The organism is Flavobacterium sp. GSA192, from assembly GCF_006386525.1.
GTDB classification, from domain to species: Bacteria; Bacteroidota; Bacteroidia; order Flavobacteriales; family Flavobacteriaceae; genus Flavobacterium; species Flavobacterium commune.
Window position 1 is genome coordinate 53,393 of the sequence record NZ_VAHC01000006.1, and the last position, 25,471, is coordinate 78,863.

17 protein-coding genes are annotated in these 25,471 nt (G+C 33.1%); 3 read left to right on the forward strand and 14 right to left on the reverse strand.

Translation table 11 applies throughout. From position 1 onward, the window contains the following. Positions 1-5: 5 nt before the first annotated feature. Complete coding sequence (locus FDM27_RS12995) at positions 6-740, reverse strand: hypothetical protein (RefSeq protein WP_140487065.1); 735 nt, start codon at positions 738-740, stop codon at positions 6-8. 275 nt (positions 741-1,015) lie between these two features. Here FDM27_RS12995 and mobB point away from each other — a divergent pair, with 275 nt between their 5' ends. Together mobB and mobC are read left to right on the forward strand one after the other, a co-directional pair. Then, complete coding sequence (gene mobB, locus FDM27_RS13000; RefSeq protein ID WP_140487068.1) at positions 1,016-2,326, forward strand: conjugal transfer protein MobB; 1,311 nt, start codon at positions 1,016-1,018, stop codon at positions 2,324-2,326. Positions 2,327-2,442: 116 nt separating this feature from the next. Further along, positions 2,443-4,443: a conjugal transfer protein MobC gene (gene mobC, locus FDM27_RS13005; RefSeq protein ID WP_140487070.1), complete on the forward strand. Its 2,001-nt coding sequence runs from the start codon at positions 2,443-2,445 to the stop codon at positions 4,441-4,443. Positions 4,444-5,389: 946 nt separating this feature from the next. On the opposite strand, the gene FDM27_RS13010 is transcribed toward mobC, so the two are convergent. From FDM27_RS13010 to FDM27_RS13065, 12 genes are all read right to left on the reverse strand, one after another. Beyond that, positions 5,390-6,169, reverse strand: coding sequence for a hypothetical protein (locus FDM27_RS13010; RefSeq protein ID WP_140487072.1), 780 nt, complete (start codon positions 6,167-6,169; stop codon positions 5,390-5,392). Further along, positions 6,169-10,869 carry a DUF6443 domain-containing protein gene (locus FDM27_RS13015; protein WP_140487074.1) on the reverse strand — a complete coding sequence of 1,567 codons (4,701 nt, stop codon included), beginning with the start codon at positions 10,867-10,869 and terminating at the stop codon, positions 6,169-6,171. The genes FDM27_RS13010 and FDM27_RS13015 overlap by 1 nt, the downstream gene beginning before the upstream one ends. A 12-nt stretch (positions 10,870-10,881) precedes the next feature. Further along, positions 10,882-11,334, reverse strand: a complete 453-nt coding sequence (locus FDM27_RS13020) for a hypothetical protein (RefSeq protein ID WP_140487076.1) — start codon at positions 11,332-11,334, stop codon at positions 10,882-10,884. A gap of 22 nt (positions 11,335-11,356) precedes the next feature. Then, positions 11,357-14,500: a hypothetical protein gene (locus FDM27_RS13025; RefSeq protein ID WP_140487078.1), complete on the reverse strand. Its 3,144-nt coding sequence runs from the start codon at positions 14,498-14,500 to the stop codon at positions 11,357-11,359. 180 nt (positions 14,501-14,680) lie between these two features. Then, the gene (locus tag FDM27_RS13030) at positions 14,681-15,820 is read right to left on the reverse strand and encodes a type II secretion system F family protein (protein ID WP_140487080.1); all 1,140 of its coding nucleotides are present in this window, start codon (positions 15,818-15,820) and stop codon (positions 14,681-14,683) included. Between the two features lie 9 nt (positions 15,821-15,829). After that, on the reverse strand, positions 15,830-16,291 hold the full coding sequence (locus FDM27_RS13035) for a type II secretion system protein J (protein WP_255510537.1): 462 nt from the start codon (positions 16,289-16,291) through the stop codon (positions 15,830-15,832). Continuing rightward, complete coding sequence (locus FDM27_RS13040; protein ID WP_140487082.1) at positions 16,272-16,610, reverse strand: hypothetical protein; 339 nt, start codon at positions 16,608-16,610, stop codon at positions 16,272-16,274. The genes FDM27_RS13035 and FDM27_RS13040 overlap by 20 nt, the downstream gene beginning before the upstream one ends. After that, positions 16,598-17,884, reverse strand: a complete 1,287-nt coding sequence (locus tag FDM27_RS13045; protein ID WP_140487084.1) for a hypothetical protein — start codon at positions 17,882-17,884, stop codon at positions 16,598-16,600. Before FDM27_RS13045 ends, FDM27_RS13040 begins: the two co-directional genes overlap by 13 nt. Next, positions 17,881-18,348 carry a hypothetical protein gene (locus FDM27_RS13050; RefSeq protein WP_140487086.1) on the reverse strand — a complete coding sequence of 156 codons (468 nt, stop codon included), beginning with the start codon at positions 18,346-18,348 and terminating at the stop codon, positions 17,881-17,883. Before FDM27_RS13050 ends, FDM27_RS13045 begins: the two co-directional genes overlap by 4 nt. A 6-nt stretch (positions 18,349-18,354) precedes the next feature. Beyond that, on the reverse strand, positions 18,355-19,290 hold the full coding sequence (locus FDM27_RS13055; protein ID WP_140487087.1) for a hypothetical protein: 936 nt from the start codon (positions 19,288-19,290) through the stop codon (positions 18,355-18,357). Positions 19,291-19,372: 82 nt separating this feature from the next. Next, positions 19,373-20,104, reverse strand: coding sequence for a hypothetical protein (locus FDM27_RS13060; RefSeq protein ID WP_140487089.1), 732 nt, complete (start codon positions 20,102-20,104; stop codon positions 19,373-19,375). Positions 20,105-20,165: 61 nt separating this feature from the next. Further along, positions 20,166-24,005, reverse strand: a complete 3,840-nt coding sequence (locus tag FDM27_RS13065; protein ID WP_140487091.1) for a T9SS type B sorting domain-containing protein — start codon at positions 24,003-24,005, stop codon at positions 20,166-20,168. A 531-nt stretch (positions 24,006-24,536) separates the two neighbouring features. Here FDM27_RS13065 and FDM27_RS13070 point away from each other — a divergent pair. Further along, a complete protein-coding gene (locus FDM27_RS13070; protein ID WP_140487094.1) occupies positions 24,537-24,782 on the forward strand; it encodes a hypothetical protein in 246 nt (81 codons plus the stop codon). A 46-nt stretch (positions 24,783-24,828) separates the two neighbouring features. Here the strand turns inward: FDM27_RS13070 and FDM27_RS13075 are convergent, their stop codons facing one another. Continuing rightward, positions 24,829-25,467, reverse strand: a complete 639-nt coding sequence (locus FDM27_RS13075) for a hypothetical protein (protein ID WP_140487096.1) — start codon at positions 25,465-25,467, stop codon at positions 24,829-24,831. Between the last annotated feature and the right edge of the window lie 4 nt (positions 25,468-25,471).

Here is a 25,471-nt window from a genome sequence, read left to right on the forward strand (position 1 = left end):
AATAACTAAGGGGTTGTCAAGTATTGCCAAAAAAGGTCTAGGGATTTTTTTGTCACGCAGACAATTTTGATTTTTTTAAAATTGAATTTCGAGATTGCTTCCTCAATCTCTATTTCTAAAGCGGTGGCATCGGTAGCATTCCAAGTTCCATTTAAGAAAATTGTAGAGCCTGGAATAATGTTAAAATCATCAATCTTATGATAAACTTTGTTATCAAATTCTGTGGTAAACTTTTTAATGTTAGCTCTGACGCCCACGTTGGCACCTACATCAATATGAGATGCATGGTTGTAAGCCTCTCGCCATGGATTATTCTTTACATCCCCAGCTAGTTTTGCTTTTAAATCATTGTAAGATTCTTTTACTTTTGAACTATGTGAAATTCCTGGTGTTGAAATTAAACCGGACTTGCTCTCTAGAATCCATTCCTCGGCATTATGAAAATAATAACCGTCAAAACCTTTTTTTATCGAATTTTCTTCTAAATTAAAAAATAGAAATTGTGGTTCAAAACCAACTTCATTTAAATATAAGTGGATAAAAAATTCTGCGATTGCTCCCATTTCAAGGGTCTTTCCTTTTTTTGGAGCGAGATAATTAACTACCCTTTGCTTTACTCCATTTAAATCAACTGAAACATTTCCTTCACATATTTTAATGAACTTATTATCTAAAACAGTTTTTAAAGTTGTATCGATATTTTCAATATCGATAACACATAAATCACTGCCACATTTCATTTTTTTAATAGTTGATTTCAATTCTGTAGCTGGATTAGAAATATTAGAAAGTTACTTAAGTCATTCGTAAAAATAGTAATAAAAATAACACAATCTATTTGTAACTAAATAAAAACAACATCTATCCAATTAAATCCATTCTATTATCAAGTATCTTTTGGACAAATAGAGTCATCAGATACATTATTAAATAGTAAAAAAATCTATTGCTTAACTTAAAAAAGTTTCTAAAAAAAGGTCGTAAAAACCGCCAAATAATTAAAAGACATTAAAAAATGATAGCTAAAATTGGTCGTGGAGCAAATATTATTGGAGCACTTTCTTATAATCAACTCAAAGTTGATAAGGAAAACGGCGAAATATTAACAACTCATAGAATAAGAGAAACAGGCAACGGGAATTATACCGTTGCCCAATTGTATCACTCATTTGAACCTTACTTAATCGCAAATAAACGAACCGAAAAACCCGTGTTACACATCTCACTCAACCCTGATCCAAGAGATAAAGTGAGCGATGAAAATTTCAAACAAATAGCAAAAGATTATATGGAACGTATGGGTTATGGAGATCAGCCTTATGTAGTTTTTAAACATACCGATATTGAACGAACTCATATTCACATTGTATCAACCTGTGTAGATCGTAGCGGTAAAAAATTAGCTGACAACTATGAAAAATTACGCTCCATGGATGCTTGTCGTGCATTGGAACAAAAATACAAACTAATAGCTGCAACTGAAAAAGCACGTAATCCGAAAGAAGAAATTTTCAGGCCGATTGACTACAGGGCAGCGAATGTAAAAAGCCAAATAGCCTCGGTAATTCGACATTTACCAAAGTATTACCAGTATCAAGGTTTAGGAACTTATAATGCCTTGCTTTCTCTTTTTAACATTACCGCAGAAGAAGTAAAAGGCGAATTTCACGGACAAGCTAAACAAGGATTAGTTTATTTCGCACTGAATGAGCAGGGAGAAAAAGCAAGTAATCCGTTTAAAGCATCTCGCTTTGGTAAACATGCAGGACTGGATGCTTTACAAAAACATTTCGAGCAATCGAAAGAAAAAATGAAAGTAGAACCAGCAAAAGAAATTCTAAAAAAAACAATAGAAATTGCAATCCACACCACTTCCAATGAAACCGAATTTAAGAAACAACTGCTTGAGCAAGGTATCAATACAGTTGTTCGTAGAAATCAGGAAAGACGTATTTACGGTATTTCTTTTATTGACCATGAATCCCGCAGTGTTTGGAATGGTTCACAATTGGGTAAAAACCTTTCTGCTAACATTTTTAACGATTGCTGGAATGAAAAAACAACTCAAAAGCAACAAGATGAGATACATGACAGTATGAAGATTTTATCTCAAGAAAGTATTAACAATGTAAAATTAGAAACAGAAAAACCACATGCTCTTTTTGATTTTCTTGATAAGAGTCAATCAACTCAATCTAATACTGATTTTGGTTTTATAGAAAACCTTGGTGGTTTATTACCAAAAACACAGGGAGAGGATTATGAAGAACTAACATTTGCTAACATAATGAAGAAGAAACGCAGAAGAAATGGTAATAAGAAATAGAATTCCAATTTAAGTTTTATATAGACAAATAATGCCAATAAAAGCCATTTGAAGACCGTTCGTTTTAAAGGTTTTACTTAACTCCTAAATTCTACCACACTTTTAATTATTCAAAAATGCAAGGAGAAGACGATTTAAGAGGACTAGCCAAAATAATGGCTTTTATGCGTGCAGTAAGCATCTTGTTGGTATTGATGCACTTTTACTGGTTTTGTTATAGCTTTTTTTTAGAACGAGGTTGGACATTACAAGTCATCAATAAGATATTAGCTAATTTCCAGCGAACAGCAAGTCTATTCTCTCATACATTTCACACCAAGATTTTTTCTTTGGTCTTGCTGGCATTAAGTTGTTTGGGAACAAAAGGTGTGAAAAATGAAAAAATTACCTGGTCTAAAATTTACATTTGCTTAATCATAGGTTTTATTTTTTTCTTTCTAAACACACCGTTGCTGCGATTGCCTACAGAAATGGCGACCTCATTATATATACTAACAACTTCGATAGGTTACATTGCTTTAATGATGACTGGGGTGTGGATTAGCCGTTTACTCCGTACAAATCTCATGGATGATGTATTTAATAACGAGAACGAAAGTTTCATGCAAGAAACTAAATTGATGGAAAATGAATATTCTGTTAATCTTCCCACGAAGTTCTATTATAAAGGAAAATGGAATGAGGGATGGATTAACGTAGTAAATCCATTCAGAGCATCGATAGTTTTGGGTACACCTGGTTCCGGTAAGAGTTATGCTATTATAAATAATTACATCAAGCAACATATCGAAAAGGGATTTTCGATGTACATCTATGATTTCAAATTTGATGATCTTTCGACCATTGCCTACAATCATTTATTGAAGCATACCGATAAATATAAGGTTAAGCCAAAATTCTATATCATTAATTTTGATGACCCAAGAAGAAGCCACCGTTGTAATCCCATTAATCCAGATTTCATGACAGACATCTCCGATGCTTATGAATCAGCCTATACTATTATGCTTAACCTCAACAGAAGTTGGATACAAAAGCAAGGAGATTTCTTTGTTGAATCTCCAATAATTCTGTTAGCGGCTATCATTTGGTTTTTGAAAATATACGATAATGGAAAATACTGTACATTTCCTCATGCCATTGAATTGCTCAACAAGAAATATGTAGATGTATTTACTATCCTTACTTCCTACCCGGATCTCGAAAACTACCTATCCCCTTTTATGGATGCCTGGCAAGGTGGCGCACAGGATCAATTGCAAGGGCAAATAGCTTCTGCTAAAATCCCTTTATCCAGAATGATTTCTCCTCAACTTTATTGGGTAATGACGGGTGATGATTTTTCATTGGACATCAATAATCCAAACGAACCTAAAATACTTTGCGTTGGAAATAATCCGGATAGACAAAATATCTATTCTGCAGCACTTGGTTTGTACAATTCGAGAATTATAAAACTAATCAATAAGAAAGGGAAATTAAAAAGTTCTGTTATTATTGATGAGTTGCCAACTATTTATTTCAGAGGATTGGATAATCTGATAGCTACTGCCAGAAGTAATAAGGTAGCGGTTTGTTTGGGCTTTCAAGATTATTCACAATTAACACGCGATTACGGTGACAAGGAAAGCAAGGTTATCCAAAACACTGTGGGTAATATCTTTAGTGGACAAGTGGCAGGAGAAACTGCTAAAAGCTTATCAGAGCGTTTTGGAAAAGTGCTACAGAAAAGACAAAGTATGACTATCAATAGAAACGACAAATCAACATCTATATCTACACAACTGGACAGCTTAATCCCAACTTCAAAAATTTCAACACTTACACAAGGAATGTTTGTAGGAGCAGTTTCTGATAACTTTGATGAGCGTATCGAACAGAAGATCTTTCATTCCGAAATTGTCGTGGATAATGAAAAAGTAGCTTCAGAAACTAAAGCTTATAAAAAGATACCAGAGATTTTATCTTTCATTGATGAAAATGGTAAAGACAATATGAAAGCTGAAATTGAAGCTAATTATAGGCAAGTAAAACAGGATATTGTCATAATCATTGAGAGTGAATTGGAACGCATTAAAAATGATCCTGATTTACAGCATTTGGTACAGGAAAACTAAATCTCTTTTAAACAAAAAACCACGCGGTAACAGAGTGTTTTTTTTGTTTTAATCGCGTTGAAAACGCTACGATTTATCTTTTAATTTAAGTAGGTACTCGCCACAGGCAAGCACCAGAGTTGTGGACAAACGAGGACTAGAGTGAGCTTTTAACAATGTTTACCAAAGCACAGTTACTTGAAGATGAAGACAAAAAATGCGTAAAATCACTCTTAAAAGCATTTCTGTTTCAAAAAGATATGATTAAACAATTAGTATAAAAACCAACAAAGCCACTCCTTATTGAAGTGGCTTTGTTGGTTTAACCGCGTTACAAACGCTACGATTTATCTTTTAATTTAAGTAGGCACTCGCTATAAAAGCAAGAGCCAGAGTTGCTAACAAACGAGGACTAGAGGGATTTTCAATGTTTCATCCTCAATTTTAGGATTGTCCTTTTTTGACTTTGCTGTAATAGCCTTATTTTAATCAAAATTCCTTAAATGGAACGATTTATTAAAAAAGAATCGTGTGAGTAGCAGAGATACTCGATGCAATCGAGCCTTTACTTTGTAAAAGATAAAAAACATTAAATTTATTCAAAGAAAAGCAGAGGTGAACTTTCAAACGAGTGCCAGCGGTTTTTTTATTCTTTTATCCTTATTTTTTGGATTGTAATCTAATTTTTGAATATATCAAAACAACCTCATTATAAATTACAATTCCTTATATGGAATCATTTATTATAAAAGAATTGCGTGAGTAGGAGGGCGTCAAATTTATAAAGGAAACCTTGTTGTGTTAAGAAATTTCGGGGTTTATTTCTTCTAAACACAAAATCTATTCTATTGATAAACAATAGTTTTCGGCATTATGAATATACCTATTTTAAATTATTATAACCTATAAATAGCTGATTTATAAGAATGCTTATGAAATAATTTAACCACACCCAATAACATACTACCTAATTATTTAACTTTGATAAATCAAAATATTTTTTATGATTATTCACCTTATTTCCATTATTTTGATCAATGTTATAATCGAAAAAAAAGCCTTTCCGATTATAATATTTTTTATCCAAAACGATTTTTCCTTTATTAGAGTTTAATTCAATAATAAAATCCGGTTCTTCTTCACAATTCGTTCCTTTTAGAATAATAAATTCTAGCTTATTTTTCACAAATATTGATCTAACATTATAAGATAACTGAAATGAATCTTTTTTCTTCTCTTTTCTTATCTTAAAGAAAGTACTAACATTCATAATGCTGTCTTTTTTAATAACAGTATCTTTTTTTCTATTAAAAACAATTACTTGGTTAAGATAATAATCATCACAGACAATCACATACTCTCTTTTGGCTTCTAAAATACCTTTTTTGTAAAATTTCCACCAATCAGCCTTTATAGTATCGTAAATATAAATTCCTTCTCTTTCAAGATTACCATTTGTATCATATTCTTTACTGTATGCTCCATTATTTTTAAAACGCTTTTTAAAACTTAATGTATTATTCTTATTATATCCAAACAAAGAATCTCTTGTGCCACTTGTATAAAATCCTTTTAAAATCAAATTCCCTAAAATATCATATTCTTCAAGAACTTCTTTTTTTGAATCTTCATAAATTAGTTTTAAAGATTTTAGGTTACCATTTTTATAATATATTTTCTCTTGTTTTTCTTTACTACAAGAAATGGCAAGAATTATCAGAAAGGTAATTACAATGTAATTTTTCATTATTCAAGAGCTTTAATAGATTCATTTACTTCTTTTGTCAACTGTTGTTCTCTTTTTGCAGCTGCATTATTTGCACTATCAACTGATTTTTTATTATTAGGAACTGTAACATTTTTAGTTTGATAATTTGTCTGCATAAGAAATGCTGAATTACCGTGAGGTACTGCATATAAACTATTATTACTTACAGTTATCGTTGTATCCTTTGCTTTTACAATTGGTTTTGCACTAGAATTAGAATTATTTGAGACTAAATTAATCTTTTTTGCTACTGGTATTCCAATTTTTTCTACAAAACCAGAGAGTATGTTTGCTCCATTCATAATTTTATTTGCATCCAAATTTGGGGCATAAGCTTCCGCAAGTGTTGCAACAAAATCTCCATCGAGAGTTCCACTTGATTTTGCACCTTTAGCTTCAGGAAAAAAACCAGTATTATCTGAAATACCTGTCTTACTTCCCGTAACCGTATAACCATCTACTTGATTTACTTCGAGACTAGAAACAGCATTTGATACAGCTTGTACAGCTTTTTCTGTAGTTGTCTGAATACTTCTAATTGCTGAATCAAATTTACCTTTAACATAATTGCCAAAACCAGATAGAGGATTTTTAGCCACTAATTCTAGTCCTTCTAATTCAACGCCCATTCCCATTTTGTTTTCTTGGAACGCATATGTCGAGTTATATGGATATTTTTCAGCTAATGGGTCAATAGACATAAATTTACCAATCGTATAGTCATAATTTCTCCACTTAAAACTGTCCCAGTTCAGTCCCAGCTCATCTTGACGCTCTTGTCCTTGGTACTTATACTTGTAACTACTATTAATAACTGCCTCTCCGGCAACTTTTTGTTTTAACCCAAAAGGATAATAATTACTCTCTTCAACTATTTGCAGAGATGGTGTTGTTGTACCAACATCCTTATAACTTAATCTTACATTACCCAAATGATCTTTGTATTGGTAAATGTATGAAAAAATTCCGTTGGTAGCATTATACTCTGCATATCCTTCTGTTGTTGGTAAAAATTGTAAAACAGCATCCTTATACTGAAATCCTCCTGCATAATCTGTCGTTGTTCCTGCTGCTACTTTGCGTTGTTTTACACCTTTAGCATCATAGGTATAATTGATTGTCCCTCCTGCCATAGTAACACTAGTGGGTAAGTTTAAATGATTGTAAGTTATAGTACTAATGCCTTTATTATTATCTGATGTCATGTTACCATTTACATCATAACCATATTCCTGAGCAGTATGACTTCCATCTTTAAATCCTTCGGTACTATTAGAGCTATCTTCTACTTTAAACAATTTATTTCCTGCATCATAGGTATATACCAAGTTGTCCATCGTTCCTAAAATAGTGGCATTAGTATCTGTATATCCTTTACGGATCAGACTCATGATATTTCCATTCTTATCATAAGATAAAGTTTCATTATAGCGGTCTTCTAACGAATACTTTGCATCGGTCAATCGGTTTAACGCATCGTAAGTATAGGTATAATCTTCTAAAACCGTGTCAGTATTAGCTGTTTTCCAAAGGGTTTGACTAATATTCCCATTAAACAATGCTTTGGTTAAATCAGTTGGCTTGTCGTAATTAATTTTGAAAGTAAACAAATCATTCCCCATAGCGTTGACATCATTTATTCCTTTCAGCCAACCCCGAATGTTATAAGTATAAGCCACCGTTTGTAATCGGTTTAAGTCCGTCACTTTTCCTCCAACTCCTTTTCCTTTAAGTTGACCTAATTCGTCATATTCATTAGAGACAATTAATTCTTCTGGCTGTGTATTGATTTTTTGGGTTTGAGTTAATAAGCGTCCTTGAGAATCATAGACAAAAGTATCTACTACTGTTGTGGTTACATTATTTCTTTCGTGAGTAGTGGTGGTTTTTGTTGGTTTACCCACAAAATCTAGTTCAGTTTTTACTTTTTGAACGACTCCCAAATAGTTATTATTAGAATAATTGTAAATAGAACGACCTTTGTCATCATAATAAATCACATTGGTAATCCAGCTATTCTCTCCTAATACTCGAATTTTAGAACCGGTTACCAATCCTTTGGTTGCAGTACTTGGCGTGATCTGTGGATTGCTACCCACAGGTTCTGAAACACCTCCGTCAATATCAAAACTATAATTATCATAATAGTTGATGGTATGGAGTTTATCGTTTATTCCCACAGTAGGGTATGCGTCATTATTGTAATGTATTGTTGTCCCAGCTATGGTAATAGCAGTTGCACTTTGGATTACATATTGAGAAGCTGTTCCATTAGCAGCACTCTGCATATCTATTCTGGAACTGTTATTATTATTTATTAATCCCGTATAAGCTACTCTACCAAAAGCATCATATTTGATAAATAACCATTTGTTTTGTGCCTTTAAATTAGGATCTCTGGTTAGTATAGGCTGATCTAATCTATTGTAAACAATCTCTTCCCAGTCATTATCTGTCCCCTTACCTGGTAGTTTTTTCTCTACCAAACGGTTTCTATGGTCGTATTTGTACTGATAACAAAGTTCATCTAATTCGGCTTGTGAAACACCATCAGTTGTATTTACTTTTGGCGGTATAACATAGGTTAGATTTCCATAATCGTCATAAATATAATAAGTATCATGTGCTCCGTTGTTATAAGTTCTTTTTAATACTACTTTACCCTGCTTGTCTTTGAATTCTTCTGTCGTATGCTCATTTCCTGTTATCCAATTCTCATCTTTGGTAACCGTTTTATACAATTCATTGGCATTATAATAACCACTATTTACCGTACTTAAGGTTAATGTTGGAGTATAAGTATTATTTGCAAAAGACAAACTAACACCAAAATTCTTTACTTCACTTCCTCCATTGCTTTGATAATCCATTTTTATTTCATGACCGCCTCCTAACCTCCAATCATTACCCGGTGCAGCCTGCTTTAAAACACGATTAAGTGGTGAAGCTTCAAATTCTTTCTCTGAATAAGGATTTGTAGTGTTCTCATATTTACTGTTATTATAAAAACCCGTGACAATAGCATTAGTCAAAGTAGTTCCTCTAAAAGCACCACAATTAAATGTATCAGAATAAGGCAAATACTCCTTAGTTTGTCTTCCAAATTCATCATATTCAATAGGACTGATGATATCATTTAAAACCATAGAACCTGTTATATCATTAACCACTTCACCTGCACGAATACCTATATTTTGCAGAGGACGTCCTATTCCATCATAATAAGTAATGTTTTCTATCTTTTGATTATTATTCAATGCTGCAACATTAGTAGTTGCTACTGTTGGAGTAATAGTATGTATATAATTTTCATCGCTGATACCACAATAGCCATTTATTAAAACATTGGTAGAAGGAGTAGAAGTACAACCAGATGAATTGGTAACTGTAAAATTATAGGGCTGAGCCGAAGGGGCTAAACCTGTTAATAGGGTTGTTGTCCCCGAACCTGAAACATTTCCGGGATTGATAATCCAATCAGCAAGAGGTAAATTTGACAAAACAACACTTCCTGTTGCTGTTGCACTTGGTTGCGTAATAGTTCCAACTGTTGGCGCACTTGGAGTAAATTTACCCGAATGAATTGCTATATTTTCAGATGGATAAGAATTACTTGTTCCAGAACTTGCCTTTATGGTGTAATTACCACCATATCCTCCTTGAATTGTAACGATATTTCCCGAAAAACTCACTCCTGTTGAAGGGGTTGCTGTATATGTATAAGCAGGATTGTAATTAGTAATAGTAAAACTAGCCGAATTAATAGCACAAGTAGGTTGCGTAACTACTCCAATTGTTGGCACAGGAAGCTGTCCTGAGGGAGAGCCATTTATTACCACACTTGCTGAAGCATTTGAAGTACAGCCTGAAGCATTTGTTACCGTAAAGTTATAAGTTGTTGAAGCACTCAATCCTGTTACTGTTGCAGTTGTTCCGTAACCAGATACACCTACTGGGCTAATAAACCACATTCCATCATTGGGTAAATTGGATAAAACCACACTTCCTGTTGTTACAGTTGTAGTAGGATGAGTAATAGCACCAACTATTGGAGTGTTAGGTTGGATATTGTATTGCACACTACTAGATGTTGAACTCCATTGCCCGTTAGCGTAAGCCCGTAAAAAGTATTCTGTACCACTTGTTAAAGTTATGGTTGGACTTGAATTAGCTGTGCTTGTTCCTGTAGCACTACTTTGCCAATACCAAGTAATACCACCCATAGGAGGACTATCTCTTTGTAAAACAATTTGGGTACAATTATTATTTATTACGTAAGGTGGCTCTGGAACTCCTGGACTTGACTGAACATTGACTTCAAGCTCTGCATAATAAAGCGTAGAATCATAATTACCATCATATAATACGGTAATATTTTTTTGCCCAGGAGAGTCCCATTGGATTTCTACTTCGGTTTGGTTGTAACTATCCTCAGGTGTTAGAATTGTTCCATCTGTATACCACCAAAATTCATATTCATTACTTGCAAAACTACCATCCCAACTTGAAGGATCTTGAAACCGATAAATTTCCCTATCACCATAATGGGTTGATGTAGCACCTACAACAGCCAATGGTCCAGTAATTCGGGACTGAGCAAAAGATTTAGTATTATTTAATAAACTAATTGTCAAAAGTAGTAAAGTAGAAAAGAAACTGTATTTGTAATTTTTATTCATCCTATTTCAGATTTAGATTTTTTTTGTAAAATACCACTGAGAAAACATTGGCTTGCCATTACTATCATCCTGCGGTTTCAAAATTAATTTATCGGTGGAAATAAATAGTACAATAAATTTTTGAATTTGATTTTCAGAAGTTATTAAGTCTATGGTATTATTTCTTGTTGCAGTACTATCAAAAGTCCAGATTCCGTTTGTTTGACGGCCATCTGATAAATAAAGTGTATAATGACCATCAACACCAAAGGTTATCTGTCGGTTTTTGTATGACTTTTCTAATTTTTCTTGTACAGCAGGTAACTTTTGGATTATAGCTTTTGCTTTCTCTTCCATGTTAAATACGGAAGCATTAAAATCAAAAATCCAAGTACCTATTAATTGATCATTTTGAGTTTGGGCTCTCGAGACTGAGTAATTAAAAATTACTAATAGAACACCGATTATTTTAATTGAATATCTCATGTACATATAATTTATGAAAGTATTATTGACCTTTATAATGATAATTATTAGAAGATAAAATATTTCCCTCTTTATCCTTTACTTGCTTTAAACGACTAAATGCATCATATTCATAAAGTATGACATCTCCTTTAGAATCAGTTACAGTACTTATACCTATGAGAGGTTTGTAAGTATAAGTAGTAACCATAGCATTGCTTAAAGCGGTATGATTTCTTAAATTATTTAATGCTACAATCAAACTGGCTTCAGAACCTGTTAAAGGAGATGAAGCAGCTTCTATAGCTGTAATTAAATTTACAGGTATAGTAGCATAAGTCATATTCTCAATCTTAGCTACAGGATATTGTTTCTCATAGCCCCAAATATATACTGTATGTGTACCATTGGCTTGTGAAACCTCTATTATATTCCCTTTATCATCATAGTTATGGTATTCAATTATCGGTTCTTCTAAACCACTTCCTTTTTTAAAATATTCCTTTTGCGGACGAATTACATTTGCAAACGGTTCAAAAAAATCAGTTCTTTTACTTTGAGTAAAAATACTAGTAGTTCCATTAATATCATTCTGTGACTTTTTCAAGGGTAAAGAGAGCATGTTCATCTTTACCATCTTATTATAGACATTAGTTGTATCGCTCAAAGGCAGTGTCGTTTTGTCAAAAGCATATTCATACTCAAAACGAATCTTTTTTCCATCACTTTTTGTAATTTCTTCTTTTCTCAGTTGATCGTATTGAGGATCATAAAAATAATCGGTTGTTGTAGTTATCCCATCACCATCAAAATATTCAACTGTTTTATTAGCTAGCTTTTCCGAACCTGAAACGTATTTTCTAAAACCATATCCATAAATAGAACAAATATCATTATGATAATTCTTTTGTATATTATACCATGTTTGTGAAAAACTATTATCTGGTTTAGTTCTAATATTTTGCATTAAGACATAAGCATATGTAGGCATATCCCAAACTTCATCAAATAGAGTATCTGTGTAAGCATAAGTTTCCTTTAGACTGGGAATGAAAATTTCATTTTCTTTTTTATATAAGGTTTTAGCAGCGAGTTTACCACCTTTCCATAATCTATAAGGATCTGCAAATATCTTAGGGTGTTCTGTAAGTGCATGAAGGGGATCTGCAATTATGAAATTTTTCACATCAAAATCTTTTGGTGTATATTCATAAATAGTTTTTCCATTTTTTGCATCATTGTATGGGTAATATCCTCCTGTAATCTTTTCATCTGAGTATTCAGTTACAGTATCGTACCAAACAACATTACCTCCAAAATCAGCTGGATTAATAAACGGATCAGATGAATAGTCTCTGAGTCGACAACCAGCTTGTTCTGGCATATATACTTTCATAGGGTTTGTAGACCCTACGAGATAAAAATAATCCCAATATATCATTGTACTCATTTCTTGAATATTATTTTGATTAGCTTTTAAAGCTTGGTTTAAATTCCCCATACCATTTTCATTTATGCCATATTTGTATATCTTAGCTACTTCATTACCAATAGTTGGTTTATTAGTTATTTTTTTGATTCTAAGTCCAGGACCTGTTTTGTCGTAAAAAGATTGTGAAGATGTTGCGTTATAATCTTTATGATGATTAAGCTCATATTCAAATTCCGTTTTCCCTCCTGTTGGGTAGGTTATAGACTTAAGCATACCAAACTGCATAGATTCAAAATGAGGTTCTCTTGCTTCTAGATTATTGCTTCCAATATCTCTATTAGTTGCACTAGTACTTCCTGATGATTTAATCGTTAAAGAGATGGTTCTATGCAACACAGAACTGGAAGCTAAATAATTATAATATCCCCACCAATCCTTTTTCCGTTTTGACAAGTAAAGAGCAAAAGTCTCAGCTGTACTAGAAGGTTGAAAATAATCAAAATTATATTTTTCTTCAATTTTCTCTTCACTACCTACAACGCTAAAGATTTCTATCCCTTTTAAATACCTGAGATATTTTTCAGTAGAAACTAATTCTTGATTAAATTTAATTTTCCTGTCAACTGATCCACTGAGAGTGATATAGTCAAGAGCAACTGTACTGTCATAAGAAGGTAGTCCAGTGTAATTAAAACTAAGTTCACCTTCTTTAAATTTAATTGATTTTAAAAAAGGAACAACCATCGTTTTATCAAAATCCGCTAACTCTACATCTTGTATAGGGTGAAATTCCAAAGTATAAAATAAACCAGCACCAGTTGCATCATTTTGGTGAAAATTAGCATTAACAGACTCATCTCTAACCATGTCTGCTGCAGTTATGATCTCACTATAAGAACTTATAGGACTATATACCTTTTGATAATCGAATTCTATAGTGTCTGTACCATCTGCAGAAACAATACTTTTTAAATACCATCCAGTAGGGGCTGATCCAGTTATATCAATTATAGGACTATCGTAAAATTCACAATAATTAGAATTAGACACATTTCCGTTTCCATAGTTATAAATTACTCCATCTACATCGGTTATTTTTATTGCTCCAAAATATCCCATAAAAGTGTTATCTTTTGTAAACTCAATTTTTAATGCTTCATAAGGAATTTGTATAGCTTTTTTTTCCCCATTTTCATTTTTTAATATAAATTTTCCGCTTTTTCCAGTTGGTAATACGTAGCTAAAAATATCAAATTCACTATCCGTTCTATTAGAACCTAAACTAGAATCACTTGGCATATATCCTTCTGTAGAAGAACATCTTAATTCATCATAGTCAGGTGTTTGACTTGGATTTACCGAATAAGGTGTTAAATAATTCCATTCATCAGGATATCCATGTACAGTTCTTGCTACCACACCTCCTGCATTTAGTACCCATCTCATGCCTAAAATTCCATTTGTTTCATTAGCCATGCGTCCAGAAGCATGAAAACTTATATCGATAGGCAAACTTAAACTTCCTGATTTTACAGTATAAATAGGAACTCTCATATCTACCAATCCTGTGTTGTGATTCACAGGGTAATCTCCATAGAGCGTGATAGCTGAGGCTTGTGGAGAAGGACCTATAACTTCCGGTCTATTGGGAACAAAACTTTGCGCCATTAAATCACAAAAATCTACCCTATCAGTAGATAAAATATTCAAAAATAGATTTGGAAGTAAAAAAAATAAAGTAAATAATTGTTTCATTTTATTTATGTGTTATTGTTTTAAAATTAGCAGCTATACTAAATTGGTTAAACGATTAATTTTTAGAAAAAAATTCAAAAGTATTTTGTTTTAAAAATAAAAACAATACCCACTTTTAGTGATTTTTCACGCAACTTCTAAACAAAAACAAAGCTAATACCTACAAAAAAATCATACAATCTACCCAATCGCACTACTCAACTGGAACATTGGCAAGTACATAGCCACCAATAAAACAGCAACTAATACCCCCACAAAAAGAATAATAAAAGGTTCTAAAACTGTAGTCATCGTTTTAGATTGTTGCACAACCTCTTGATTGTATTGTTCACTAAGTTGTTTGAAGACGTATTCGGTTTGATTGGTTTCTTCAGCTACTTTTACTAGGGAGATGATTCTGTTATCAAAGAGTGGATTTTCTTTGAGACTTACACTTAAGCTATTTCCTTTTAAAATACTGAGTTCAACCTTTTCTAAGGCTTCTTGTAAGGGTACAAAGCGAATCATTTTTTTTACCAATTGAATACTATTCAGCAAAGGAACTTTGGCTGTAGTTAAAAGCGCTACTGCCTGAGTGAATTGTGCTAAATACACTTTACTGATAAAACTCCCTAAAATGGGAATTTTCAATAATGCATAATGACTCGTTTTTTTGTATTGATCATTATCTTTAAAGACTCGACTTACTATTAGGAGCAGAAAAATTAACAACAATCCGTAGATACCATAGGTTTTGGTAATCTGGGATAATTTCACTATCATTTTGGTAAGTGCAGGTAACTCTACATTGTTTTGTTTAAAGATGTCCTGGAACATCGGAACCACATAACTCAACATAAATACAACTACCAATATAGCTGTTGCCATTACAATAGAAGGATAGGTTAAGGCTGCTATAATTATACGCTTTTGTTCGTTTTTGCGCTCAAAGAAAGTTCCTAATTCCTGACATACCTGAGCGGTAGTTCCTGTTTCCTCCCCTATTTTAATAGAATAGTATTCATATTCTGAAAAGGATTTCGAAGCCCATAAGGCTTCCGAAAAAGGTTTTCCGTTTACTAAATCATTCAATACGGTTTGAATCAGTTCTTTGTCTGCTTGTTTTTTTAAAGATTCTACAATAAGCGTTAAACTTTCCTTGAAGTTGATTCCTGCCTTGAGTAACACTGCCAATTCCTGATAAAAAGCCTGTTTCTTTTTATTATTAAATCCTGAACCAAAAAAGACGATTTCTTTTTGTAATAAAGTCTCAATACTGCTTTGCTTTTGAGGCAAAGCAGTATTGCTTTTAGCTGAAATAGTATTAAGTTTAAAGGCCATCTTGCTGATTCATAAAAAAGTTAGATCATTTTTTTTGGAAACAAAAATCTCATAATCGGGTAATTCCGCTTTTCCTGAAATAGAAAGAGCGTCTATTGTATCTCTTTGCACTTCTTTTCCCTTAAAAAATAATTTATTAATCTGTAATTTTAATTTAATAGTATCGGTATTCCTCAGTATATAATTTCCCTGAAACGAATATACCACGGTATCCATCTCCGATTCCATAAGCAGACTACTTTCCTTTTCATTGAACTGAATTTCATTCTTATCATTAAAATCCTGCCACAATTGCTGTTCGAAAAGAGCAAGAGTACTCGTCTTTTCAAAATTGGTCTGAATAGTATGAATCTGATTTTGTACCAATCGCAAAACACTAAAAGCCATCCCTACCACTATGGCAGTTATAATCATAACTACCAGTAATTCCGGCAAAGTAAATGATGCCGTTTTAGTTTTGGAGATTTCCATGATGTCTCGTTATTTTTTTACTACCTTTTTGATTTGTTGCCGTAATAACTATTTCTTTTTCAGATTCTTCAGAGACTGTACTAATTTCAATCTGCCAATCTTTATAACTTTCCTCATAAGGTAATTCAATTATTTTGTTTTGAATTTCATATTCCAGTTCGTTCAACCTGTTTTCTACTGCATGGGTATTTTTAGAATAGGTATTCAATACCAAATTGTTCAAAATCAAACTAGCTACTATAAATACAATCACAATGAGTACGGTAGCCACGATAGCTTCCACCAGCGTGGCTGATTTTATTTTCTTTAGTACAGCCATTTCAAAACTATTTTAGGTTCTTTTTCAAAAACAAGTCCTCCATACAGCTTGGGAATATTTTCATTTTCAATCACTGCATTATAAAGATGATTTACAAATATAGATCCTGCCTGATTGGCTACAAATTGTCGGGTATAAACTGCTCCCGAAACGGTTCCTTTCAACTCTAAATTGCCTTTGCAATACACTTGTCCTTTTATTCTAACCTGTTCCTCTATTTTAATTTGGGTGCTAAAATCGGTTTCTTCTTTGGTTTGATAATAGCAGACGCTTCCTTTTACGCTTGTGGCTGTATCTATGAAAATTGGGATTTCGGTACTATTTCCTGAATAAGTAGGTAATTGTTCTTTAGTATCCTGATACACAACCAAAGCTGAAGGAAAACGTAAATCACAATTTTTCTCTACCAAAATTTTCTTAGAAGCAATAGCCTGAAAATTCCCTGTTGTTTCTTCTTCAATTTCTATAATCGGAGCAATCAAAATCAAATCTTTCAAAACAGCTGTCTTTTTTATTTGTATCAAAGTATCCGATTTAATAACAATATTTCCCGAAATGTATTGATTTTCTAGTACAATGACTTCTTTCTTGTAAACCGTTTTTGTCTTTTCCTTAAAAGAATGGATTGTTTTTTTAATGTTATCTATAGAAATGTAATCCTGCTGATGGGTAGGCAAATACTCCTTGAGATAAAAAACGATACCTTCTAAAATTTCAACATTCAAAGCGGGTAAAATATCAGTACTTTTTTTTGCGTTACCATAAATCAACTGCGAACCATAATAGCTATTACCAGCGATATAACCGGACTTTACTCCTGCTTCGGGCAAAAAAGCATTTCCTCTTATACTGGTATTACCTACTACAGTCAACGGATTATGAGTATCCTGCAAAAACAAAGTCGGTGCCGTTTCTGCATCAATTAAACTTCCTAAAACAGCTGTTTTTACAAACTTCTTTTTTCGAAATTGTGTCAAGACAAATGCTTTTTGAAAAATGCCCCATTGCGATAAATGCACTTTAACAGACTGATTTTCTTTTTCCGTTAGCTTAAGTGTCAAAGTATCTTTCGAATTAAATTCTGATGTATTTAACAGATAATTAATCCCTTCATCTGCCAGTTGAATATTTTCAATCGTTCCTTTTGATTGCTCTTTCATATAGCCAAAAGTATAGGCATACAACATTAATCCACCTAAAAGCAGCGCAATTACAACCGCTACAAAAACGGCAAATTGTAAAGCTCCGGATTTAAGTTTAAAGATTAGTTTCACTCTATCAGGAAAAGATTTAGTTGGCCTTTGTATTTAACATAGACTGATTCTCTGTCGCCATCCTTTAAAAAGATTTCATTCTGAGTTTCCCCTTTTTTCATCAGACAAGTACGATTATTAATCACTAGCATATATATTTTTACCTTATCTTTAGTATCCGATACGATTCCTTTGTACTGGATCATTGGCCAAACAAGCGGTTCCACTTTCTTGGGTGCTGCTTTCTTTTTAGGGGTTTTTACTTTTTCCGTACTGTAAATTTTTCCCAAAAAAGGATCCCTATAATTGGTATTGATTACAACAGAGTCCCTTTTAGAAATTTTTATGGGTTTTAAGCTAATCTCATTCGTAGGTACAATCACTTCTTCTTCGTTAGCACTAAAGGAAAAAACCTGATACATTACGGTCCCCCATATAAACAACACCAAGGGAAGTAAAATGTAGATACTTTTTTTACTCTTCATTCCTCTTTAGTTAATTGTAAAACTAAACGTCGAACTCTTAGCACTTGTATTACCCGCTGCATCAAAGGCTTTAGTATACCAATAATAAGTCCCTGTGGTCAGCGTACTCGAATATGGGCTTGTAGCCTCTGCTTTTAGTTGCAATGCGGTCAATGCACTATTGGTATAAATATAAATACTGTCTTTTTCTACACTCCCGGCAATTGCAGTTCTGTTCCACTGAAAACTAACTGTAGTGTTAGAAGCAGTACTTGCATTCACAGGACTAACTAATGTTGGCGTATTGGGAGCGGTTTTGTCTACTAAAATATTTCTGGAAGTATACAGGGTTTGTTTTTCACCATTAATTGCCCTTACTCTCCATGAATAACTTCCTTCGGCGAAAGTATAACTATAAGAAGTTGCTGTAAGGGTTTGGTCTAACTTGATGGTATTACTGCTATCGTATATCTGCAACTGGTAATTAGTCGCTCCAATGATCGCTTGCCATGATAAGTTTTGTAAATCGGTTTTGGTAATTAAATTGTTCGCCGGTGTATTTAAAACTACTGTATTGTTTTGGAAATCGTCGTTACTAGATATAGAAAAAAAACGACTGAAATAGGCTGTTTCATAAGCACTATTCAAGGCTTTTACTCTCCATTCATAGCTTCCAATTGCAAGTTGTTGGGTAAAAGAAGTCTTGCTCACAATTGTATCCAATACAATTTGCGTTGGGCTTTCAAAATTAGGTTTGGCAATTTGCAAACGGTATTTGGTCGCATCGGGAACTGTTTCCCAAGTAAAAGAAACACCGGTTGAACTAAAATTAGTATTATTGGCAGGAGCTATTAATTGTACTTCTTCTTTTGAAATATCGGTTTCTAAAAGAATCTCTTCACAAGAAGACACAGTCATTAATAAAATCCCCAGAAGAAATCGATACACTATGATTCTTTTCATATTATTATTTATTAAATATAAGCCAGATTAGCTATTCTGTTTTTTTTTGATTCTTTTGATTTTTATTCTTCATTAAAATCATCTACATATCAAACAGTGCTTTACTTTTCTTCTTTTTCTTAATTTTAGAATAGGTTTTTCCTTTACAATTTGAATTTCCCTGAACCATATCGGCAATATACCAATTTCCCTTTTCTGAAATCCCCCAACAAAAAGAACTCAACTGATAACCTAATACGGTTTCGGCATTAATTGCTATCGTACTCGTTTTTTTACCCGATTTATATAAAGCAATATCATATTTATTTTCCTGTGTATTGGTCAAATAATAGGTGTCAGCCTGTCTTATTTTTGCAATTTCATCATTACTTAGACTAACCGCTATCCCTGAAACCATTTTATATTTTTGAGTATCGACAAGCAACCTAAAAACAGCAGTATTGTGAGGGGCATTCAATTCTTCTACTATTCCGGTTACGTCCTGCAATCGTATAGTGACTAATTCCGGTTTAGTTGGCAAACTATCAACATAATTGATTTTAGATTGGTTCTGATTAAACTTTGCCTTGGCCGTATATATTTTGTTCAGTTTCTTATTGAAAGGAACTACCTCAATGGCTACTCTAATTTTGTTTTCTAGCTTAGGTAGCGTTCTTTCCTCAAACTCATTTTGCAAATCAAATAATGATTTTGATTGCCCGATACTTCCTAATTCAGGAGAACTAGGGGCTACTTTATAACTCTCATTTTTGATTTGGGTAGATTGACAACTTGCAAAAACTACAAGAAGCAGTACAAAAAAACTATTCTTCATTAAATTAATTTATTATTTGTAGTAAAAGTAATCATTTAGTTTTCTTTTTTGCAATATTTTTTTATCGTTTTAAAGCGAAATGTCCTTTCATTACTTTACCGTCTTCTAATTGAATGGAATACCAATAATCAGAAGCTGGCATTGGATTTCCATTAAAATTTCCGTCCCATCCTGTTCCTGTTGGGCTTATTTGCTTTATTAATTTCCCATAACGATCAAAAATATGAATCAGTGTTTTGGCATTAAAAGAAATATTGACTCCCTTTATATTCCAAGTATCATTATAACCATCCTGATTAGGGGTGAAGTAATTTGGAATTCCCAATACAGCTACTTCTTTTGGAACTACACCGCAACCGTTTAAATCTTTCACAAACACAGTATGAATTCCAGCACTTACATTCATGAAATTATTTTCCGTCTGATATGCTCCAAATTCATCATCCAAAGCATAAACATAATCACCGTTTCCACTTACCGAAACCGTTATACTATTCGAATCAGACAACTCTACAATATCCACATCATTAATAACAGCTATATCCGAAGCGGAAACAGTAATAGTCCTCGTTCTGAAACAACCTTGACTATTAGTTACTTCAACAGTATAAGTACCTTCGGTGTTTACTGTAAGTGTATAGTTGTTTTCTCCAACTATTGGTTCACCATTAAAAAACCATGCATAACTGTAATTAGCTATTGGAGTAGCGTCTTGGATTCCCGCATCGATTACTTTTGTAAAAGTGGGTAAATTACTGCACACTAATTCGTCACCTTCTAACGCAATATTAGGAACTGGATTTACAATAAAAGGAATTGTTGTTGTAGCTACGCAATTAGCATTTCCAGGGTTCACCACTTCCACTCGGACATTTTGTGTACCTGTAACAAATGGATTAGGCAATGGACTTGAAAGCGGAATATTATTTTGGTCAAAATATTTCACAATCATTCCTGTTTGATTGCCTAAAATAGTATTTTGAAAAGAGGAAATATCAAAAGCATATTTTCCATCTTGTTGACTTGGATCAATTTCATCATCGCACGCTGTCGTTAATAATGTGGCAACTGGAAAAGCTTCCGGCAAATCATCTACTACAAAAGGAATAGAAATATTATAAGAACAAGCAGTAGTAGTGTTATTAGTGATTGTCGCTTGTATCGTTTGCGAAGCAGTTACAAAAGGATTGGGTAGTGGACTTGGCAACGGATTATTATTCGCATCAAAATAAGTCACTACAACATCTTTTCCATTTTTAATTTGACTATCCAAACCAGTAATATCAAAAGCATAAAAACCATCCTGATCGTCATCACAATGTACAAAAGGAACTATTGGAGCGATAATAGGAACAGGTTCTACTTTTAGTGTGATATAACTTCCTAAACCCAAACAATCGTTGTTCAATCGACTATCCACACGGATGTAAATAGTCTGGGTATTGGGATAACCAATATTATTATAATTGGAAATGTCTGCAATGGCATTTTTTTCCACTAAGGCATCAGCCAGATTTTTATAATAGGTAATGTCTAATAATTGACCTGATGGAAATATTGTCAGAACTTCATTGTCCACACTACTAAAATCAAAAGCAGCAATCCCATCCGTATTAGATCCCGATGTCACATCATCACATTCAGTAAATGTCCTTGAGAAAGTCGCAGGAATTTGAGTTGTAGAAACGATTAAGTTTAATTGTGCTATTCTATAACAACTATTGCTATTAGCAACTCTCACAAATACCTTATCTGTACTCACAGTCTGATTGGTATAAGCAGTTCTGTTTACAATAGGATTCACATTGTTTTGAGCATCTGCTATTGTTTTATGAAAAGAAATAGTTTCAACTGCCCAATTCGGAGATATTTTAGCAATCGCTTCTTCCAGATTAAAAACACTGAATCCATCTGTATTATCATCACATTGTTTTAAATCTACCACATTGTTAATCGTTGGCAAAGCCATTACTTCAATTTCAAAAGAAGTTACAGCAGTACAATTCAGATTGTCTTTGTTTACCACTTTTACATAAACAGTTTCATTTGCATTCGTATTTTGGTAAGCTGTTGGATTACTAATGTTTTGAGTTAAAACAGCATCTTTATAATACGAAAGTACAAATTGTGTTACCGATTGACCATTTAAAATAGCTGTTGCTCGTTGGGTTAAATCAAAAACTGCTCGACCATCTGTATCTGTTCCTACACTAGTGTTGTCACATAAAGCAAGTTTAGGAATCGCTGACGAAAGCTTAGGCATAGGTTTTTCAAAAACAGCTATTGAAAATGAAGTGGTACTTTTACAAGAAATATTAGCAATATTCGAAACTTCGGCGATAATGCTTTGTTGTTGGTAAGCAGCATTATTTGTATAATTTGTAGGTGTTGCAATTGATACATTATTGGCATAATCAGTTGCATTTGCGAAATAGTTAACTGAATACAAAGTAGCATCCTGACCATTCAGAATTGAACCATTTTGCGAGGTCAAATCAAAAGTACTAAAACCATCGTTATTAGAATCACAAACTAAGATATCCTGTGGTTTAGTTGCAGTGGGTGTAGTGTAAATAACAATATCTTTATTTTTAATTGTAATCCCAGTATTTGATGTTGCCTTTACAGAAACAGTATAATTACCAGTAGTCGCATAAACATGCGTTGGATTAATATCTTCAGAGGTAGTTCCATCTCCAAAATCCCATTGTGCTACAATTATTTCCTGATCACTATTTAATGAAAACGAAGTAGCTTGCCCGAAACAATTGTTTTGAACAGTAATCGTTGAAAGAAAATAAGACTGGATGAATTGAGGTAATCCCGAATAGGCTATCCTTGAATTAAGCCCTACAGCATTTAATTTAAAATTACAGCCATTACCTAAAATATTGGGATTAGCAATTTCACTTAAATATTTAGTATTAAAAATGGCTAAGTAAATCTTTCCATCAGGTGCCAATTGCAACCCCAATGGTTGATGAAGTTGATCAGTTGTTTTAAATAAATTTAGTTCGGTACCCGGAATATTATTAGATGTCAAATCATATTGATTTAATTCATAATCACCATGTATATCCTTTCCCGTAGTAATATATGCTATTTTCCCGGATTGAGAAAATTCTGCCCCATAATTACTTTCTTTATCAGTAATTAATCGGGGATTACTAACTACTCCTGTTGCATTGTTAAAATCAAATAATTCAACCAAACTAAGCCTGTTAGAACATATTAATTTATCTCCTAAAGGCGCAACTTTTATATAACCTATAGAGTAGATTCCGTCAACAGGATTGGCTACAACACCCGTACTACTGATTACTGGGGTCTGGTTTACACCCATATTATCAATTGAAAATGCATAAAAATTATTATTTCCAAATCCATGAGTAATAACCCAAATTGCATCTCCAGTTTTGTCTTTAACTGCTGTCAATTTTTCGCAAGCAGGCGTAACTAGTAGAATGTTTTTATTGGATGTAACAGCTCCTAAGCCCCCATCCTGTGAAAGATCTACTTCAGAATATCTTACTCCTTTTGCAGTTCCCAACTCTGCAGAAGTAAAAATATAATAGATAGTGGCAGAATTAGGTTTTTTTACAATAATAGCCGATTGTGTACTTGATTCATTACCCATCAAGCCAGTACCGTTCACCATTACCTGATGATTTCGATTAAAGACATACCCGCCATCTGTATAAAACAACAATTGACCAAAACTATCTGATATTGTGGCACAGCCTTCATAAGTAAATAACTGTCCATTGGTAAGAGGTACAGGACTCCCGCTATTAAAATCTAAACCGGCATATTCACCAAAATACCAGATATTCGCTTCTCCTTGTGAATAAGAAACTAATGAAAGGAATAGTAAAATAATAAAGAGGATTTTTTTTTTCATACCTTAAGAAAATGGGTATGTAAAAATACATTTTTTCTTATAAAACCACTAAAAATATTTGCACTTAAACTGACATATCATTATCCCTGTTGGGTACATTTTGATATTTGTATTTTCATTACCAACTTTCTATCTATTATTATTTCAGAACCGACATCCAGTTAAATAAAAAGCAACCCGTTTTTACGAGTTGATTTTATTTGTTTTAACGCGTTGAAAACGCTACGATTTATCTTTTAATATAAATTTGGCACTCGTCAAAGACGAGCACCAGTTGGAAGACGATAGAAAAAACATACTCAACACACTCAACGCTCTTGTAAGGGATGCTAAAGCCAGAAGTACTTATTCCTCATAAAAAACCACAAAAAAAACAGGCTTGATTGCCTGTTTCTTTGTTTATAACCGCGTTAAAAACGCTACGTTTTTCTATTTTAATTATGTAGGCACTCGCTATAAGCAAGCGCCAGATAAGCGGACAAACGAGGGCAAGAGGGGCTTAAATTTGGCACTCGTCGAAGACGAGCACGAGTGGGTTATACCATTGACGAGATGACCATCGTGAACAACCTGATGAAATTTGTGCAAAGTGAAGATTTTGCCAAGGGTTATAATAACCGCCCTTTTACGCTGATGGTATCATTTGAATTAGGAACCGTAGCACATAGTTTGATAACCGATGTCTTAAAACCGCTCAAAGGAACCATAGTGTGCAACCCTGCGGTAGTTTCTGAAAAGGTAAAACCTGTTTTGAGGGATGTTTTTAAGGTTTATTAACGTAACAATATAAAACAAGAAAACAGGCAATTGCGCCTGTTTTTTACTATTTTTTCACTCTTCCCTTTAATTCATCAGGAACTTCGTTAAACGGGGTTTTATAAATCATGTTATTGTATAAAGACAATTCCTGCCAATCTTCCAATTTATAATAATCTTTGATATTCTTACCCGAACGGTGTAAAAATTCCATAGATAAACGCATTTCTATGGCTTCATAATCAAGAGCTGTATTTCCTTCTAAATGCTTTACTTGATCGTACGTTGCCTCAAACCTTTTTCTAGGCGAACCATTTTCAAAATAATCCCAATGAGTTGCTTCATCTTCATAATAATGAACCTTAAAAACATTTCCTGAAAATCCTCTAAATGCAGGCAGTCTTTTTTCATAATCTCGTAATGAAACTTCCCCTTTTACTTTATATATTTTTTTTCGTATTGCCCACAATATATCATCTACAAACAAAGGTCCTGTTAATGGTTCTGCTTTTAAAAAATCTTCTTCTTTATAATCTTCTTCTTTTTGAACAATATAATTATACGAATAAATGATTAAGTGAAATGTAGTAGATAAATCATACTCCGAAAAATCACACATATTAATCACTTTTACAAAAGTAAATCCCAATTTATGGTTTAATGTAACCTGAATCACAGTACCACTATTTAATGTTTTTTTTGCCATAATT